Origin of the sequence: Arcobacter peruensis, from assembly GCF_003711085.1 — a bacterium.
Classification (GTDB): domain Bacteria; phylum Campylobacterota; class Campylobacteria; order Campylobacterales; family Arcobacteraceae; genus Poseidonibacter; species Poseidonibacter parvus.
Genome location: NZ_CP032363.1, coordinates 1,066,285 through 1,083,524 on the forward strand (window position 1 = coordinate 1,066,285; position 17,240 = coordinate 1,083,524).

Sequence of the window (17,240 nt, forward strand, 5' to 3'; positions counted from 1 at the left end):
ATTCTCCTTAAAAAACTTATCTTACTAAATATTAACATTAATTTAACTTATTCATTATATACTTTTACAAATACACAAAGGACAAATATGTTAAAAAAATTGTTAATTTCACTTGCTATTATTGGATTACTTTTTACAACGGCAAGTGCAGCTGAAAATAAAATGTTTCAAACAGTAAAGCCTGAAGATGCGACTTTAGTTAAAACTGATTCTAGCAAGGAATTTTGTAATGTATGTGGAATGCATCTTACAAAGTTTTATAAAACTTCTCATGTTAGTACATTTAAAAATGGAAATAAAGAACAATATTGTTCAATTCATTGTCAAGCAAAGATACATAATCATCACAAAGACAAAATAAAAGATATAGAAGTTGTAGATACAAACTCTTTAAAACTTATTAATGCTAAAGATGCTTATTATGTTGTAGGAAGTTCTAAGAAAGGAACAATGAGTGCTATTAGTAAATATGCTTTTTTAAATGAAAATGAAGCAAAAACATTTCAAAAACAGTTCGGTGGAGAAATTCATACATTTGATGAAGCTTTAGAAATTGCAAAAAACTCTATGAAAAAAGATAATACATCAACAAATAAAAAAAGAGCCATGATGGCTAAAAAGGGTAAAAAGATATATGCAGCTATGTGTAAACAAGATGTGTACCCTGAATTCAACTCAGTTGGTGAAAGTAAAAAATATATAATAGATAAGAATCTATGTAAGCCTTTAAAACCAAAAATGCAACAAGCTGTAGCTATTTTTTTATATGATCCTGTTTTAGCTGCAAACAAAGATAAAATGATAAAAGTACCTAATGATGCAAAATGTCCAGTATGTGGAATGTTTGTTTCAAAATACCCTAAATGGGTTGCACAAATAGATGTAAAATCTAAACATACTCATTATTTTGATGGCGTAAAAGATATGATGAAATTTTATTTTAATCCTGAAAAATTTGAACATAATCATGCAAAAAATGATATATCGAAAATGATAGTAACAGATTATTATACTTTAAATGCAATTGATGCTAAGAATGCATATTATGTTATTGGGTCTAATATATATGGACCAATGGGTGAAGAGCTAATTCCGTTTAAAAATGAAAAAGAAGCTAATAGTTTTTCAAAAAGTCATTTTGGTAAAAAAGTATTGAGTTTTGATGAGATTAAAGAAGAGATTCTATACTAGTTATTTAACAATGCGATTTAATTCGCATTGTTAGAATAAGTATTAATTTATTTATATTCCATTTTTTACAAAATGACAACAATAATCAACTAATGAATGTACTCTTAATTTAAATTTCGAATTTGCTGGAACCTCGAATGTTGTTGGTCCTTCATATGTAACCCATTCTTTTGCAGGTAATAAAACTTCTAATTTACCTCTTTGAATATCCATTATTTGTGTATGAACTGTATTTAATTCATATTCACCAGGTAACATAATTCCTAAAGTTTTTCTTGAACCATCTTCAAATTCAATACTTCTACTAGTGATATTACCTTCAAAAAGAACACTTGCAGCTTTTGCTATAGAAACATTATTAAATTCTGCCATTTAATTTCCTTACATAATTATTTATAAGATTATATCAGATTTTTTATTTGCTTTTATTGAAGCAAAAGGCTAGTTCTTTTTTGATATAATCAAAAATAAATTAACAAGGATAAATAATGACAATTCAAGAAGAATTAGCCTCTTTAATAAAAAATGATGTACTAATAGAAATAGAAGATTATATAGATGAATTATTTGAAATAATAGCAGCAAAGAAAGAAGATGAAAGAACAAAAGAAGAACTAGCATCAATGCAAGAAATGAGAGATGACTTTAATGAAATGTTAAAAGATTTAGAAGAAAATGAAATTGATGATGAAGAAGCAAAAGAAATCATGGAAGAAATAAATGAAATGAGAAAAGAGGACTAAAGCTTTTTATGCAAGGTTATATAATTGATATAAAACCAGTAAAAGATGATGACCTTATAGTAACACTTCTTACAGAAACATCTATTTTAACTACGTATAGATTTTATGGAGCTAGACACTCTAATATAAATATAGGTTATAAAATAGATTTTGAACTTGAAGACACACGCTCAACAATACCAAGATTAAAAGATGTAATTCAGCTTGGATTCCCTTGGATTTTAGATTATGAAAAAATGTATTGTTGGCAAAGATTTATAAAAAACTTTAAACCACATTTAAAAGATTTAGAAGAAATTGATGCATTTTATTTTTATAATTTAGATAATTTAGTTCATATAATGATTAAACAAAATGCACTTAGAGCAATTTGTGAATCATATCTTTCTATTTTAGAATATGAAGGAAGACTTCATACAGATTATGAATGTTTAATATGTGAAAATAAAATCACTGAAAACATTTCACTAGTTAGAGGTTTTTTACCTGTCCATGCAAAATGTACTTACTCTAGAATATTTGAGTTAAAAAAAATAAAAGAATTATTTGAAGAAAAAAAATTGATTAATTTAAATGATGAAGAAGTTGAGTATTTATGGAATATAATACTGCAAGGTTTATAATAGAATATTAGACTTTATTCGTCTAATAATCTATCTTGTAGTTTTTCTATTGATTGTTCTAATGCTTTAACATTTAAACCATATTTAGAAGCTTTTTCAATCCCTTTAGCAACATTTTCATCACTTAGTGGATTAGAAATATCACAAACCGTTTTGATTACATCAAGAATCTGTGCTTTTTCTTTAACATTATCATTACATTTTGGAATATCATCAACAAACTCAATTAGATCAATTAAGTTTTCACTTAACTTCCAATGTCTAAAAATTTTAGCTGTAATTTCAGATGTAGTAAGTCCAACTGTTTTTCTTTCTGCTTCTGATAAAGATGCACCTGAAACGATTATTCCTTTAAAATCTTCACTCTTTTTTTCGGCTGTAATTATATCTGCTAATATAAACTTACCTGCTTCTTGTAATAAAGCAGGAAGTAATAATTCATCTTTTAATTCAAAATCAACTTTTGATAACCATAAACTTGTAAGTGTTGAAGAAAGATTTGAAGCTTTCATAAAATCATCGCTTGAAATTCCATAAGGTTCTAAATTCGTGTTAAGTAAGTTTTGTACTGTTCCACCAATTGCAATAGAAATTGTAAAATTAATTCCAAGTAAACTAATCGCTCTACTGGGAGTTTCAACTTTTGATCTAAACCCAAACATTGCAGAATTAGAAATTTTTAATAAAGTTGAAATTATCAAAGCATCTTTTTCTATTATTTCTAGTAATTCAGAAGCTTCTTTTTCATACTTTTTTCTAAACTCTTCAATTTCTATAATTGTCTTTGGTAATGGTGGTAAAGACTCAATTTTTTCTACTATATTAACAGACAAAACAACTCCTAAGTTTTTATTATTTTTAATTATATCTAATTAATTATCAATTGCTAATAAATTATTTAAATTTTTGACTTTAGATTAGTTATTAAACCTAAAGTGCATCACATCACCATCTTTAACAACATAATCCTTACCTTCAAGTCTTAACTTTCCAGCTTCTTTTGCTTTTGCTTCTCCACCTAGTGATACAAAATCTTCGAAAGCTATAACTTCTGCTTTAATAAACCCTTTTTCAAAGTCATTATGTATAACAGCAGCAGCTTGAGGTGCTTTAGTTTCTTTTTTTATAGTCCATGCTCTAACTTCCATTTTACCAGCTGTGAAATATGATTGAAGACCTAATTTATCAAATGCTTTATGGATAATTTGCTCTAAACCAGATTCTTCTACACCCAAATCAGTTAAAAATTCTTGTGCTTCATCATCATCAAGCCCAACAAGTTCTTCTTCAATTTTTGCACATAATAAAATTACATCAGCACTAACTTTTGATGCATGTTCTTTTACTAAATCTACAAATTTATTTCCACCGTCTGCTAATGAATCTTCATCAACATTTGCTCCATAAATCACATCTTTGTTTGATAATAATCTTAATTCTCTATCTAATTCAATAAATAATTCATCTTCAGAATTTTCAAAAGTTTTTGCAGATTCTAGGTTTTCTAAGTGTTTTAATAATGCAGTACAAACTTCGTATTTAGCTGCTGCTGTTTTATCAAACTTTGATTCTTTTTTTAATTTATCACATTTTCTTTCAACTTGAGTGATATCTGCATAGATAAGTTCTGTTTCAATGATTTCAATATCTCTTAATGGATCAATTCCACCTTCAACATGAACAACATTTTCATCTTCAAAACATCTAACCATGTGTAAGATAACTTCAACTTCTCTAATATTAGATAAGAACTGATTACCTAAACCTTCACCTTTTGATGCACCTTTTACTAATCCTGCAATATCTACAAAATCAATTGTTGAGTGTTGAATTTTTTCAGGATCTACAATTTTTGCTAATTCATCTAATCTTTTATCTGGAACTGGTACAACTGCTTTATTAGGTTCAATTGTACAAAATGGATAATTCTGAGCTTCCGCATTTTGTGCTTTTGTTAACGCATTAAACGTTGTTGACTTTCCTATATTTGGTAATCCTACGATTCCTACACCTAATCCCATTTAATTCCTTTAATTTTTATTACTATTTTTATGTTGATATTATAAACGAAAGTGCCAAAAAAGTAGCTAAATATTGAGTTTTATATTAAAACAAAAATTCGTAATTCTCAAATCTGATTTTAATTTAAATATTAAAATATGGTAAAAATGATACTTTCGGGAAATAAATATAGTTATTTTTAATTAATTTATTAAGAATGATACTTTCTTAATACTATTTATAATTATAATTAAAAATAATATTTTAGTGGGTGGATAAATGAAGAATGCAAATTATTACAAAAGTTTAGATGACTTTCTTAAAGAAAATAAAAATAATAAATCAAGATTTTTACTTTTTATTGCAGAAGAAACTAAATTTGATATTACACAAATTAAAGATTTAAATATTTCAGGAGCAATTTTTCCTGAAATTATATTAAATGATACACACTACAAAGAAGGATTATTAGCTTCAGTTATTGAAGATGATTTTGATTTAAATTTTATAGAAGATATGTCAAGTTTTAAACCTGATGATAAAAAATTTATAAATAAAGAGAGTTTAATAGTATTAATTGATGGCTTAAGTTCTGATATAACTATATTTTTAGACTACTTATTTGAGAGTGTTTCAGAGCAAACACAAATAATTGGTTCAGGTGCAGGTAAAATGACATTAGAACAAGAGCCTATTATTCTTCACAATGGAGTTTTTTATAAAAATGCTGCTTTAATTTTATCTATAAATTCTAAACTTTCTTTAAGAATAGAGCATGGTTGGGAAAAACACGTTGGTCCTTTTGTAGCTACAAATACAGAAAAAAATATATTAAAAAAATTAAATTTTGATAATGCTTTTGATGTATATAAAAAATATGTTGAAGAAGACTCTGGCAAAAAACTTATCAAAGATAACTTTTTTGATATATCAAAATCATATCCTTTGGGAATAATAAAATTTGATAAAGAAGTAATAGTTAGAGATCCAATAGCATTAGACGAAAATGATAATATAATTTTAGTAGGAGATATTCCACAAAACTCTACTTTAAATATTTTAAAAGGTGATAAACAAAAGTTAATTGATTCCTCAAACAAAGCTATTTTAAAATTAAATAAAGAATTAAATAAAAATGTTTTTATTTTCGATTGTGTATCACGACTATTCTTTTTGGAAGAAGAACTTGAAGAAATAACAAAAGAAATGGATGAAAATTCAAAACTATTTGGTGTGCTTTCAATGGGTGAAATTGCAAGTACTAATGATGAGTATATAAGTTTTTATACTAGAACTTGCGTATTGGGGATGTTATGTTAGTAGAACAATTATCAATAGCATTTAAGTGTCAAAGTGCAATTGGAAATAGTAACAATTTAAACGAAATGATTCATGAAGTTTTAAGAGCTTTTGTAAATGAAACATATGCAATTTATTCAGAGTTTTGCATAGCTAACGAAAATAACAAATGTGAAAAACTTAGTTCATTTGGAAAAAAAATACAACTAGATTATGACAAATATTCTACACTAAAAGATCCTGTTAATTTAGTAAACGATGATGCAAAAAAAATAATAATATTAAGATTAGAAAATGGTTCAATATTTTTAGTAAGTAAAAATCTAGAAGCTGATTGTTCTTTTTTCTTTTCAATGTTTGAAAGTTTAATACCAAAATTAAATCTTAGTGTTAATGCATGTTTAAACGTTGAAAAACTTATTTTATCAAAAAAATTACTTGAAAAACAAAAAGAAGAATTGATTAATGCAAACAAAACAAAAGATGACTTTTTAGCAAATATGAGTCATGAGTTAAAAACTCCTTTAAACTCTATAATAATTTTATCTTCTATTATGAAAAAAAATAAAAATAATGAATTGAAAGAAAAAGAATTAAAAAATGTGAGTATTATTAATAATAGTGCAAATGATTTGCTTGATTTAATAAACGATGTTTTAGATATATCAAAAATAGCTGCAGGAGAGATTAATATTTTAAAAGATTCATTTGATTTAAAAGAATTTATTTTAGATGAATACGAAATACTTAAGCCTTTAGTTAGCAAAAAAGATATCAATTTTACTTGTGAATTTAACATAAAAGAAACAATGGTTTTTTCAGACAAATTAAGATTAAAACAAATACTAAAAAACTTAATAAGTAATGCAATTAAGTTTACAGATGCTGGAACTATTGAGTTATTTACTAAAGAGTATAAAGATTATTATGAAGTTACTTTAAAAGACTCAGGTATAGGAATTGAAGAGAATAAACTATTACATATATTTGATAGGTTTAAACAAGTTGAAACTTCTACAAATAGAGTATTCAAAGGTACTGGATTAGGTCTTGCTATCTCAAAAGAACTAGCATCGTTATTGTGTTGTACTTTAAATGTAGAAAGTCAAGTTGGAATTGGAAGTACTTTTACCCTACAAATACCTAAAAATCAAGATTCTAAACTGTGTATTTGTGAAGAAGAAAAGAAAGAAATAAAAGAAGTAAGTGTTGTAGAAAGTAAAAGTAAAAAAGAAATACTGTTTTTACACTCTAATTCACTAAAACAATTTAGTTTTACAATTGCATTAAAAAAACATTTTGATGTAAGACCTTTTGATACAACTCAAAAGTTAATTGATTTTTTAGAAATAAATAAGAATAATAAACTTATTGTATTCTGTGAGAGTATCAATAATAAAGAAGAATTAAAAAATATAATTAGTAATAATAACGATTTTATTGAATTTAAAAAAGAAAATAAAGTTGAAGAACTTATACAACATATTAATAAAATAAAGGCAACACAATGACAAAAAAAATTGAAGATTTTAATATATTACTTGTTGATGATATTGAAGAAAATCTATACTCACTAGAAGTTTTAATAAATGAAAAATTTGAATTAAATGTATTTAAAGCTTTGGGTGCAGAAGAAGCAATGAATATATTAATTGATCATAAAATTGATTTAATTTTATGCGATATTCAAATGCCAGATATCGATGGTTTTGAATTTGCCCACTATTTAAAAGAACTTGAAAACACTAAAGATATTCCAATTGTTTTTGTTACAGGTATCTATGATAAAGATGAGTATAAAACAAAAGGGTATAACTTAGGTGCAGTTGATTATCTTACAAAACCTATTGATGATGAATTGTTTTATTCAAAACTAAATGTTTACATTGACATTTATGATCAAAAAAAACAGAATGATTCAAAATTAGAGAAAACAGAAAATCTTCTAATACATAATACTAAAATGGCAAGTATGGGTGAAATGATAGGATTGATTTCACATCAACTAAAACAACCATTAAATACTCTGTCTTTATATTGTGATGATGTAAAACTTTCATATGAATACGAAGAAATAAATGAAGAATATGTAAATGATTTTTCAAAAAACACTAAAAAACAAATAGTTTATATGAATAATACTATTGACAGTTTTTTAGATTTCTTTAATCCAAATAAACTAACAGATAACTTTAATATTTCTGTTGCAATAAATAAAGCAATAGAATTACTACAAAGTAAAATAAATATTAATTCAATTGAATTAGATTTACAAATAGATGATTCATTAGAGATTAAAGGTGTAGAAATGGAGTTTACACAAGTTATTATAAATATTGTAAATAACTCTATTGATGCATTTATTGAACAAAAAAACAGTGATGATCATAAAGTTATAAAAGTTCATGCAAAAAAAGAACTTGATGCAATTAAAATTGAGCTTGAAGATAATGCAGGAGGAATTTCTAATGGTAATATTGAAGAAATTCTAGACCCTTATTATACTACAAAAGAGAATGGTACTGGAGTTGGCTTATATATGGTTAACCTAATAATTAAAAATAGTTTAAATGGTGACTTACAGATTTCTAACTCAAATGAGGGTTTAAAATTTGAGATTTCAATAGCGTCGAATAAATAAAATCTAAAAGAGAATATTATGAAAAATAAATTGATATATAATAGTTATGAAAACCAATCTCTTTTATTAATAAGTGAAGATGACAAACTAATAAATGAAGTAAAAGAAAGTAGATTGATTTTTAAAGAGAAACTTTTTTGTACAAATAAAGAGATCTTTTTATCAATCTTAAATGAATTAGATAAATATGAAATTATTATTTTTGATCTAAGAAGCCAAAAGAGTATTATAAGTTTTTCATCTTTTTATAATCAAATAATAGATGCAGATACATCAGTTTTACTCTTGTGTGATGAAATAAATGATAATTTTTTAAACTATAAATATAATAAGGTTTATGCATCTTTACCAATGAGTATTGATTATAAATTTATAATTAATAATATTGAATTATGTCAAATATATTCAAATACAAGGAAAAAGATTGATTTTAGAGATGGAATTAGTTTTGATTGTAATACAAACTCTTTAATGATTAATAAAGAGTCTATTGAACTTACAAAATCTGAAGATATGATTATTAAACTTTTGATTAAAAATTTGAATTGTCTTGTTGAATATAAAGCATTAGAAGACTTTCTATGGAAAGACAAAAACTTTTCAAAAGATACACTTAGAAATAAGATAAGAAATATAAGAAAAAAAACAAATAGCACTTTTATAAGAAATGTCTCAAAAAAAGGCTATATACTTAACAGTATATAGTTTATTTTGAGACTGTTCAGAGTTTTGTGTCAATGACTGATAGTTAAATAAAATTATATCATAGATTCTAGAAAATGTCTGTAATAATTATGTACTACATTATATAACTAATTAAAAGACGAGATTGTTTAAAATTTTATCAATGATTGATAATTATAGATTTTTATGATATGCTTTAAAATACTTTAATACTAAGGATAAAAATGATTCATAAATCTTTTTTAATATTTTTTCTTTTAACAAGTTTTTTATTTGCTGAAGATTTAGAGTTAAAAAAACTATTTGACAAAAGAGCTCTTACTGGTACAGTAGTCATTAGTTCATTAGATAATAAAACAGTATTTATCTCTAATGATAAAAGAGCTAAACAGCAGTTAGCTCCTGCATCAACTTTTAAGATTGCAAATACTTTAATTGCCCTTGAAGAAAAAGCTGTAAAAGATGAATTAGAGATTATTAAATGGGATGGAAAGGATAAAGGTTGGAAACCTTGGAATCAAGACCATTCTATCAAGAGTGGATTTCCTATTTCTTGTGTATGGTGTTACCAAGAACTAGCTAAAAGAGTAGGACTTGATAAATATCACCAACATCTAAAACAACTAAACTATGGAAATATGCAAACGGGTGGAAATTTAACAAGGTTTTGGTTAGATGGAGATTTAAAAATTTCTGCCTTAGAGCAAATTGAGTTTTTACAAAAACTTTATAAAAATGATTTACCATATAAACAAAGAAACCTTGATAAAACAAAAGATGTAATGATTGTTGAGTCAAATGATAATTATACAATAAGAGTAAAAACTGGTTGGGCAATGAAGATTGGTTGGTATGTAGGATATATTGAACTAAAAAATAAAACTTGGTTCTTTGCAATGAATATGAATATGCCTGAGTTAAGCCAAGCTAAATATAGAAAAGAAATTACTATGGAAGCATTAAAGATTAAAGGTATTATTTAAGCATAGATTATTTATAAGACCATAAACAACAATTTATGGTCTTATAAAATATTACAAATCTAACTTCTCATTAATCCTACCCTCAAAAAATATTGCCAATTGTGAGATTGTAAGTGACCAGTTCCTCATAGGCATAGTCCATTTTTTACTTGCATTTTGAATACCCATATACAAAAGTTTTAAGAGTGAATTTTCATTTGGAAATGCACCTTTAGTTTTGGTCAACTTTCTAAACTGTCTATGAACAGATTCAATTATATTGGTTGTATAAATAATTCTTTTAATATCTTCAGGATATTTAAAATAAGCAGATAGATTTCCCCATTTATTTTTCCAAGATTGAATTACAATAGGATATTTTTTAGCCCACTTTTCTTCAAGTTGAACTAAAGCATCTTCTGCTGCTTCTTTTGAAATGGCTTGATAAATGAGTTTTAAATCTTTCATGAACTCTTTTTGATTTTTAGAAGCTACATATCTTATTGAGTTTCTGATTTGATGAACAATACACAACTGTATTTCTGTATTTGGAAAAATTGCTTTTATAGCTTCAGGAAAGCCTTTTAAACCATCAACAGAGGCAATAAGTATATCTTGTACTCCACGATTGTTTAAATCAGTTAAAACCTGTAACCAAAAATTAGCTCCTTCATTCTCTGATAGATAAAGTCCAAGTATTTCTTTTTTACCATTTAAACCAACTCCTAAAATAGTATAAACAGCTTTAGATATATATTTTCCATTATCTTTTATTTTATAATGTATTGCATCAAGCCAAACAAAAGGATAGATTGATTCTAATGGTCTTTGTTGCCACTCTTTTAAAACGGGTATAACTTTATCTGTAATAGCACTTATTGTAGCTTTTGAAAATTCTAATCCATACATCTCTTCAATATGTTCAGATATTTGAGAGTAGCTATTACCCAGAGCATATAAAGATAAAATCTTCTGTTCTATATGGTCTGAGATATGAGTTTGATGTTTTTTAACTATTTGTGGTTCATAAGAACCGTTTCTGTCTCTTGGAACATCAAGTTCAAATTCTCCAGCACTACTTTTCATAGTTTTAGTAGATTTACCATTTTTTCTATTTTTGTTTATCTCAGATGTGAGATGAGATTCAAGTTCTGCTTGTAATGCAGCTTCAGTAAGTTGTTTAATAAGAGGAGCTAAAACTCCATCTTTACCATCTATTTTTGCACCAGCTTTTATTTGTTCAAGTGCATCTGTTAAATCAAGTGTTTGATTCATTGTTCAATCCTTTAGAATAAATTCTATCAGACTGACACAAAATTTCTAACACTCCCTTTATTTTTGTAGTACAAGTTTAGCTAGAACGCCATTTTTATTATTAGATAATTCTAAACTACTATTTAAATGCTTTTCTACTATTACTTTTGAAATATAAAGACCTAGTCCTGTTCCATTTTTCTTCTCTTTAGTTGAAAAATATGGTTTATATATATTATTCATAACCTCATCTTTAATTCCACCTGCATTATCTTGTATATATATTATTTGAGAGAGTTCATCTTCTTTAAAGTATATCTCTATAATAGCTAGCTTTGTATTATTAGAAATAAAAGCATCTTTAGAATTATTTAATAAGTTTAGCAAGACTTGTAAAATTTCATTTTTATAAATCATAATTTCATTTAACGGGGTTTCTTTTACAATAACTTCTATATTACTAAGAGAAAAAGATTCTTTGATTAAATTAATTGCCAATGATGTTATTTGTACTAAATTTACTTTTTCTTTTTTCTTATTTGGGAGCATAAAATTACTAAAATCATCGATTGTATTTGATAAGTATTGTATTTGTTCATTCATACTATTTAATTTTTTATCAAAAAAATTCATATCTATTGTATTTGTTTTTATTTTTAGATTTAATCTAAGAATAATTGAGGATAAAGAAGTTAAAGGTTGTCTCCATTGATGAGCAATCATACTTAAAAGCTCTCCCATAGCTGCAAATTTAGATTGTTCAACAAGTAAAGCTTCTTGCTCTTTCATCTGTCTTAAATCTAAGATAGAAACCATTTTTAATTCTCTTTGTTTTATTGTTATGTCTTTTATTTTTATGATGCACGGAACAATATTCCCATTTTTTGTAAGTAGTGAAATTTCTTGAAAAGTTTTTGAGTTAAATTTTATATATTTTTCATTTACATCAGGAATTAAAATACCAGTTGCTAGATTACCAATTATATCATCATTGGTATAACTTAACATTTCAAGAAGAGATTTATTTACTTTTTTTATAAAACCATCTTCAATAATTAAAATACCTTCAATAGTATTATCAATTATTTGGTTTAATTCAAAAAAATTATCATCACTTTCATTCATTACTTACCTTTTACAAAATATAATATTAGTATTATATTGTATAATAATTTTATATCAAAGGAATTATATGATCGATTACGTACTTCTAGAAAAATATTCAAAAAACATATCTGTACTGCTTATTGAAGATGATAAAATAATACGAGAAGAAATGCAAGAGCTTTTAAATGATATTTTTAATAATGTTAAAGTTGCAGTTGATGGAAAAGATGGATTAAAACAATATTTTAAATATTATGAAGAAAATAAAACTTATTTTGATTTAATAATCACTGATATAAAAATGCCTAATATGAATGGTATAGATTTAACAAAAAATATTTATAAAGAGAATAAAGAACAAATTGTTCTTGTATTATCAGCTCATAATGAAACAACTTATCTTATGGAATTAATTAACCTTGGTATCAAACAATTTATTTTAAAACCTTTGGAGATAAATGATTTTATAGAAATTATATATAAAATTTCTAAAGAAATTTATTCCAATAAAAGTGATATAGAGATAAAAGAAGTTAATGAAGTTATTTTAAATGATGATTTGTATTGGGATAAGCAACTGTCTCAATTAGTATATAAAGAAAAAAATATAAAACTAACTAAAAAAGAGTTTTTATTAATTGAGTTACTTTTATTAGTTCCTGAAAAAACTTGTACAAATGAAGAGATTTTAAATCATCTTTGGGATGAAGATGATTCAATCCCAAGTATTAATAATCTTAAAAATTTAATTTCAAGATTAAAGAAAAAAATTCCAAGTATTAATATTGAAAATATCTATAGTTTTGGTTATAGACTTATGATTAAAACTTAATATTAAAAAGTTTTTTTACCATTTTTATTGTTTTCAAGATCCATAATAATACCTTTTAGATTATCTATTTTCGTTCTATCTTTTTTATGAGATTCTTCTAAAAATTCAATAGTGTGATTTTTAGAAGCCAATGTTTCTTCTAATTTTTTTATATTTTTTGATGATTCAACTTTATCATTTTTAAAATGTGATACTAGTTTTTGTAATTTATCTATTTCATCATTTTTACTTTTAAGTACATTTGTATGTGTACTTGTGTTACTTAATTTACTAGATTCATAAGCTTCTAATTGTGTTAGTAAGTTTTCATTGTTTTTTAATAAGGAAGCTTGTCTCTCTTCTGCATGTTGTAAAGATGTTCTTAGAATATTAATATTTTCTTCATAAGATTTTTTTTCTTTTTCAATATTATATTTATCTTTTTTACTATCTGCAATATTATGTAATAGTTTTTTATTTAGTTCTTGTTTTTTCTTTTCCTCATCAGTAGTAATAAAACCAATAAACATAAATTCATTAATACTATTATCATCTTCATTTAGAAATGGTATTATTGTAGCTTTTACATAATATACCTCATCATTTATTGTAGTACTTTTTACTGTATCTTTCCAAGTGTTTCCAAGTTTTAAACTATCCCACATATCATTTTTTTGTTTTTCACTTCTACCTTTAAAAATAAAGTCAACACTTTTATCTACTACCTCTTCTTTTTTTAAGCCTGTAGTAGAGCAAAAAACATCATTTACATCTGTTACGTTATGCTCTTCATTTATTTTCATAACCAAAGCTATATCTTCTATTGTTTTTGTATATTTTTCTAACTGTTTTTGATTATCATCTAAAACAGATTTTAAATACAGTTTCTCACATGTTTTAATGATAGTCTCATTAGTTTTAGTCAAATCCATAGGTTTAGTAATATAATTAGTAACTTGAAGCTCTAAGGCTCTCATAATTACACTAGCTTCATTTCTAGCTGTAACTAATATAATCAAAACTTCACTATTTTCTTCTCTTACTTTTTCAACTAATTCAATACCACTCATTTTTGGCATATTAATATCACTAATTATTAAATCAAATTTTGTTTCTTTATCAGAATTCTCTTTGTATGCTAAATATCCATCTAAACCATTTTCACAAATAGTTACATTTGTAAACTGTCTATTTAATATTTTTGAAAACATTTCTCTTGCAGGTTTTTCATCTTCAACATATAAAACATTTAGTTTTTTCATAAATTTTTGGATTTTATTCATAATATTAATCTCTTTCTTTTATTTGTATTTTATATCCCAAGCCATAACAATTTTTTATATCAATACTTGGTAGTTTTTTCTTTAATCTCGAAATTAGGTTTTTTAAACTTGAGTTATAATCTTTTATCTCAAAACTCTCTTTCCATATATGTTCAATAATATCATTTGTAGAATATATTCTATTTACAGTTGAAAATAATAAAGTTAATAAATACAATTCTTTTTTTGTAAGTTCAACTTCTTTATTATTTTTATGCAGTGTATTACTACTGTAATTCCAAATATATTCATTATCAATTAAAAGGATATCTTCATTTAATTGATAAGAGTTTGATTGTTTTAATTTCTTTACAGCTATTTGATTTAAAACTGAAAGTAATTTATCTAAATCAATTGGTTTTAATAAATAGTTAGTAATATTTAAATCTATTGCTTTTAACATTTTACTACTTTCATTTCTACCTGTTAAAAACACAAAAGGCATATTTTCATCATGGCTTCTTAATTTTTCTAAAAATTCTAAACCATTCATTTGAGGCATATTAATATCACTTATTACTAAATCAATATTATTTGATTCTAAAAATATTGAATATGCCTCTTTACCATTTTTAGCAACTAAAACTTTATAATATATTTTTTCTAATATATTTTTTAATTTATTTGACATTACTTCATCATCTTCAATATAAAGTATAGTTAAACTTTTTTTGTATTCTTGAATATTCATTTAACACCTAATTTTAAGTAATAATTATACTATTCTAAAGTATTAAAAAAGTATCATTTAAATTATTCCATTGATTTTACTTAGGTCAATCGGCTTTAAAACAAGCTCTTTAACCCTAGATTTAATATTATTATTTACTTCATTACTTGAAATAACAATAATATCTTTATTATCATATTCTAGCAATTTATTAATAAATACTTCAGATAACTTATCAATATCAACAATAATAGTATCAATTTTACTCTCTTTCTTTTCATCAAGTATTGAGAAGAAATTTTTTTCTGTATCTGCATTAATAATGTCATTTTCTTTTTTTAATTTTATAATTAACCCAATAAATACAATAGGATTATTATTATAAATTAATATTTCTTTTCTTTTTTTAGTTTTCTCAACTACAAGCATTTCTTCTTTTGATTTAAAATTTTCTTCATCTTTTTTGTCATTTTTAACTTTTTTATTGACCATATCAGTCTCATTAATATTTTTAGGAAGTTTAAGAGTAAAAGTAGAACCTTTGCCAAATTCACTTTGTACATCAATTGAAGCATTTAATAACTCTGCAAGATTTCTAGAAATTGACAATCCTAATCCAGAACCTAAATGCTTTCTAGAAATACTTGCATCAACTTGTTTAAATCTATCAAAAAGATCTTTTAATTCATCACTTTTAATCCCTATTCCATTATCTTCAACTACAACAATAATGTTATTTTCATCTTGTTTTACAGTTAAAGATACTTTTCCTTTTGTAGTAAATTTTAAAGCATTAGATAATAAGTTTTTTACTATTTGACTTATTTTACGTTCATCACTATAAATTGTATTTATATTTTCATCGTAATCTAAACAAAACTCTACATTTTTATTTTTAAACTGTTCAGCAAACATATCATATAACTCTAAAATAAGATAATTAACTTTTATTTCACTGTTATTTACATTAACCTTCCCTGCTTCTAATTTTGAAACATCTAAAACATCATTGATTAAATTTAATAAATCTTTTCCACAACTATTAATAATTCCTAAATTTTTGATATCTTTTTCAGTTAAATTTTTATTAGAATTATTTTTCATTATTGAAGATAATACATTTATAGAATTTAGTGGAGTTTTTAATTCATGACTCATATTAGCCATAAAATCATCTTTAACACGATTTGCAGATACTAAGTCATTTTTTTGCTTTTTAAGTTGCTCATTTGCATCTTTAATAACTTTATTTCTTCTATGTAAATTAATTTTCATTCGATTCAATGATTTTGATAGTTTTCCAATTTCATCGTTTGTATTAAGATAAGGAATTAATGTTTTTTCTTCTTTTCCAATTCTTTTTGCAACATCTGATAGTGTAGTTAATTTTCTTGTTAAAGAAATTCCAAAGAAAAAAGCCAAAAAAGTAGAAATTAGAATTTCTGCAATAATAATCCATAAAATATCTTTTTTACTTTCATCTATAAACTTATTATTTAAGGTATTGTCAAAGACAATAAACATTGAACCTAAATGAGTATCAAGCTCATTTATCTCTTTATAAACTATTGTATATGACTTATTACCATGAGATATATCTCTACTTTTTTTAATATTAATAAACTCATCAATTGTTAAATAATCATAAGAATAAGAACTGGATAAAATCCTATTTTGCTTATCTAAAATAACTACAGAGTTCATATATTTAACGGAATTATCAACTAAATCATCTAAATTAGCTAAATCAAATACACTCATTGGTACTTTTACTAACTCTTCTAAAAAAGCAGTATTTGATTGAACTTTTTCTTTTATTAATTTATCTGCTGAATTTTTCAGCGTAATATGATTTAAACTAACAATAAGTATAATGAAGAAAGCTTCTAAAATAACAAATGAAAAAATAAATCTATATTTATATGACATATT

The 17,240-nt window shown here is 24.4% G+C and carries 17 protein-coding genes; 9 read left to right on the plus strand and 8 right to left on the minus strand.

Annotated elements, in window-relative coordinates; translation table 11 throughout:
• The first annotated feature begins 87 nt into the window (after positions 1-87).
• Positions 88-1,191 carry a nitrous oxide reductase accessory protein NosL gene (locus D3Z07_RS05520; RefSeq protein ID WP_164707203.1) on the plus strand — a complete coding sequence of 368 codons (1,104 nt, stop codon included), beginning with the start codon at positions 88-90 and terminating at the stop codon, positions 1,189-1,191.
• Positions 1,192-1,242: 51 nt separating this feature from the next.
• Here D3Z07_RS05520 and ppnP read toward each other — a convergent pair whose 3' ends face one another.
• Complete coding sequence (ppnP, locus tag D3Z07_RS05525; RefSeq protein ID WP_122893262.1) at positions 1,243-1,563, minus strand: pyrimidine/purine nucleoside phosphorylase; 321 nt, start codon at positions 1,561-1,563, stop codon at positions 1,243-1,245.
• A 116-nt stretch (positions 1,564-1,679) separates the two neighbouring features.
• Here ppnP and D3Z07_RS05530 point away from each other — a divergent pair, with 116 nt between their 5' ends.
• Together D3Z07_RS05530 and recO are read left to right on the plus strand one after the other, a co-directional pair.
• On the plus strand, positions 1,680-1,934 hold the full coding sequence (locus tag D3Z07_RS05530) for a hypothetical protein (RefSeq protein WP_076084909.1): 255 nt from the start codon (positions 1,680-1,682) through the stop codon (positions 1,932-1,934).
• An 8-nt stretch (positions 1,935-1,942) separates the two neighbouring features.
• On the plus strand, positions 1,943-2,557 hold the full coding sequence (recO, locus tag D3Z07_RS05535; protein ID WP_122893263.1) for a recombination protein RecO: 615 nt from the start codon (positions 1,943-1,945) through the stop codon (positions 2,555-2,557).
• 14 nt (positions 2,558-2,571) lie between these two features.
• Here recO and D3Z07_RS05540 read toward each other — a convergent pair whose 3' ends face one another.
• Positions 2,572-3,390: an HDOD domain-containing protein gene (locus tag D3Z07_RS05540; RefSeq protein ID WP_122893264.1), complete on the minus strand. Its 819-nt coding sequence runs from the start codon at positions 3,388-3,390 to the stop codon at positions 2,572-2,574.
• Positions 3,391-3,474: 84 nt separating this feature from the next.
• Positions 3,475-4,578 carry a redox-regulated ATPase YchF gene (ychF, locus tag D3Z07_RS05545; protein ID WP_122893265.1) on the minus strand — a complete coding sequence of 368 codons (1,104 nt, stop codon included), beginning with the start codon at positions 4,576-4,578 and terminating at the stop codon, positions 3,475-3,477.
• Between the two features lie 259 nt (positions 4,579-4,837).
• On the opposite strand from ychF, the gene D3Z07_RS05550 reads away from it, so the two are divergent.
• From D3Z07_RS05550 to blaOXA, 5 genes are all read left to right on the plus strand, one after another.
• On the plus strand, positions 4,838-5,878 hold the full coding sequence (locus tag D3Z07_RS05550; protein WP_122893266.1) for an FIST C-terminal domain-containing protein: 1,041 nt from the start codon (positions 4,838-4,840) through the stop codon (positions 5,876-5,878).
• Positions 5,872-7,368 carry a sensor histidine kinase gene (locus D3Z07_RS05555; RefSeq protein ID WP_122893267.1) on the plus strand — a complete coding sequence of 499 codons (1,497 nt, stop codon included), beginning with the start codon at positions 5,872-5,874 and terminating at the stop codon, positions 7,366-7,368. Before D3Z07_RS05550 ends, D3Z07_RS05555 begins: the two co-directional genes overlap by 7 nt.
• A complete protein-coding gene (locus D3Z07_RS05560; protein ID WP_206423307.1) occupies positions 7,365-8,498 on the plus strand; it encodes a sensor histidine kinase in 1,134 nt (377 codons plus the stop codon). The genes D3Z07_RS05555 and D3Z07_RS05560 overlap by 4 nt, the downstream gene beginning before the upstream one ends.
• 18 nt (positions 8,499-8,516) lie before the next feature.
• Complete coding sequence (locus tag D3Z07_RS05565) at positions 8,517-9,203, plus strand: winged helix-turn-helix domain-containing protein (protein WP_122893268.1); 687 nt, start codon at positions 8,517-8,519, stop codon at positions 9,201-9,203.
• Between the two features lie 203 nt (positions 9,204-9,406).
• The gene (gene blaOXA, locus D3Z07_RS05570; RefSeq protein ID WP_122893269.1) at positions 9,407-10,165 is read left to right on the plus strand and encodes a class D beta-lactamase; all 759 of its coding nucleotides are present in this window, start codon (positions 9,407-9,409) and stop codon (positions 10,163-10,165) included.
• Positions 10,166-10,216: 51 nt separating this feature from the next.
• Here the strand turns inward: blaOXA and D3Z07_RS05575 are convergent, their stop codons facing one another.
• The gene (locus D3Z07_RS05575) at positions 10,217-11,419 is read right to left on the minus strand and encodes an IS256 family transposase (RefSeq protein WP_122893270.1); all 1,203 of its coding nucleotides are present in this window, start codon (positions 11,417-11,419) and stop codon (positions 10,217-10,219) included.
• 57 nt (positions 11,420-11,476) lie between these two features.
• A complete protein-coding gene (locus tag D3Z07_RS05580) occupies positions 11,477-12,523 on the minus strand; it encodes a PAS domain-containing sensor histidine kinase (RefSeq protein ID WP_122893271.1) in 1,047 nt (348 codons plus the stop codon).
• 67 nt (positions 12,524-12,590) lie between these two features.
• Here D3Z07_RS05580 and D3Z07_RS05585 point away from each other — a divergent pair, with 67 nt between their 5' ends.
• Complete coding sequence (locus D3Z07_RS05585) at positions 12,591-13,337, plus strand: response regulator transcription factor (protein WP_122893272.1); 747 nt, start codon at positions 12,591-12,593, stop codon at positions 13,335-13,337.
• A gap of 2 nt (positions 13,338-13,339) precedes the next feature.
• Here D3Z07_RS05585 and D3Z07_RS05590 read toward each other — a convergent pair whose 3' ends face one another.
• The 3 genes from D3Z07_RS05590 to D3Z07_RS05600 are packed head-to-tail and all read right to left on the minus strand — an operon-like array spanning position 13,340 to position 17,237.
• On the minus strand, positions 13,340-14,599 hold the full coding sequence (locus D3Z07_RS05590; protein WP_122893273.1) for a response regulator: 1,260 nt from the start codon (positions 14,597-14,599) through the stop codon (positions 13,340-13,342).
• 4 nt (positions 14,600-14,603) lie between these two features.
• Positions 14,604-15,329: a response regulator transcription factor gene (locus tag D3Z07_RS05595; protein ID WP_122893274.1), complete on the minus strand. Its 726-nt coding sequence runs from the start codon at positions 15,327-15,329 to the stop codon at positions 14,604-14,606.
• Between the two features lie 57 nt (positions 15,330-15,386).
• A complete protein-coding gene (locus D3Z07_RS05600) occupies positions 15,387-17,237 on the minus strand; it encodes a sensor histidine kinase (protein WP_122893275.1) in 1,851 nt (616 codons plus the stop codon).
• Positions 17,238-17,240 lie beyond the last annotated feature (3 nt).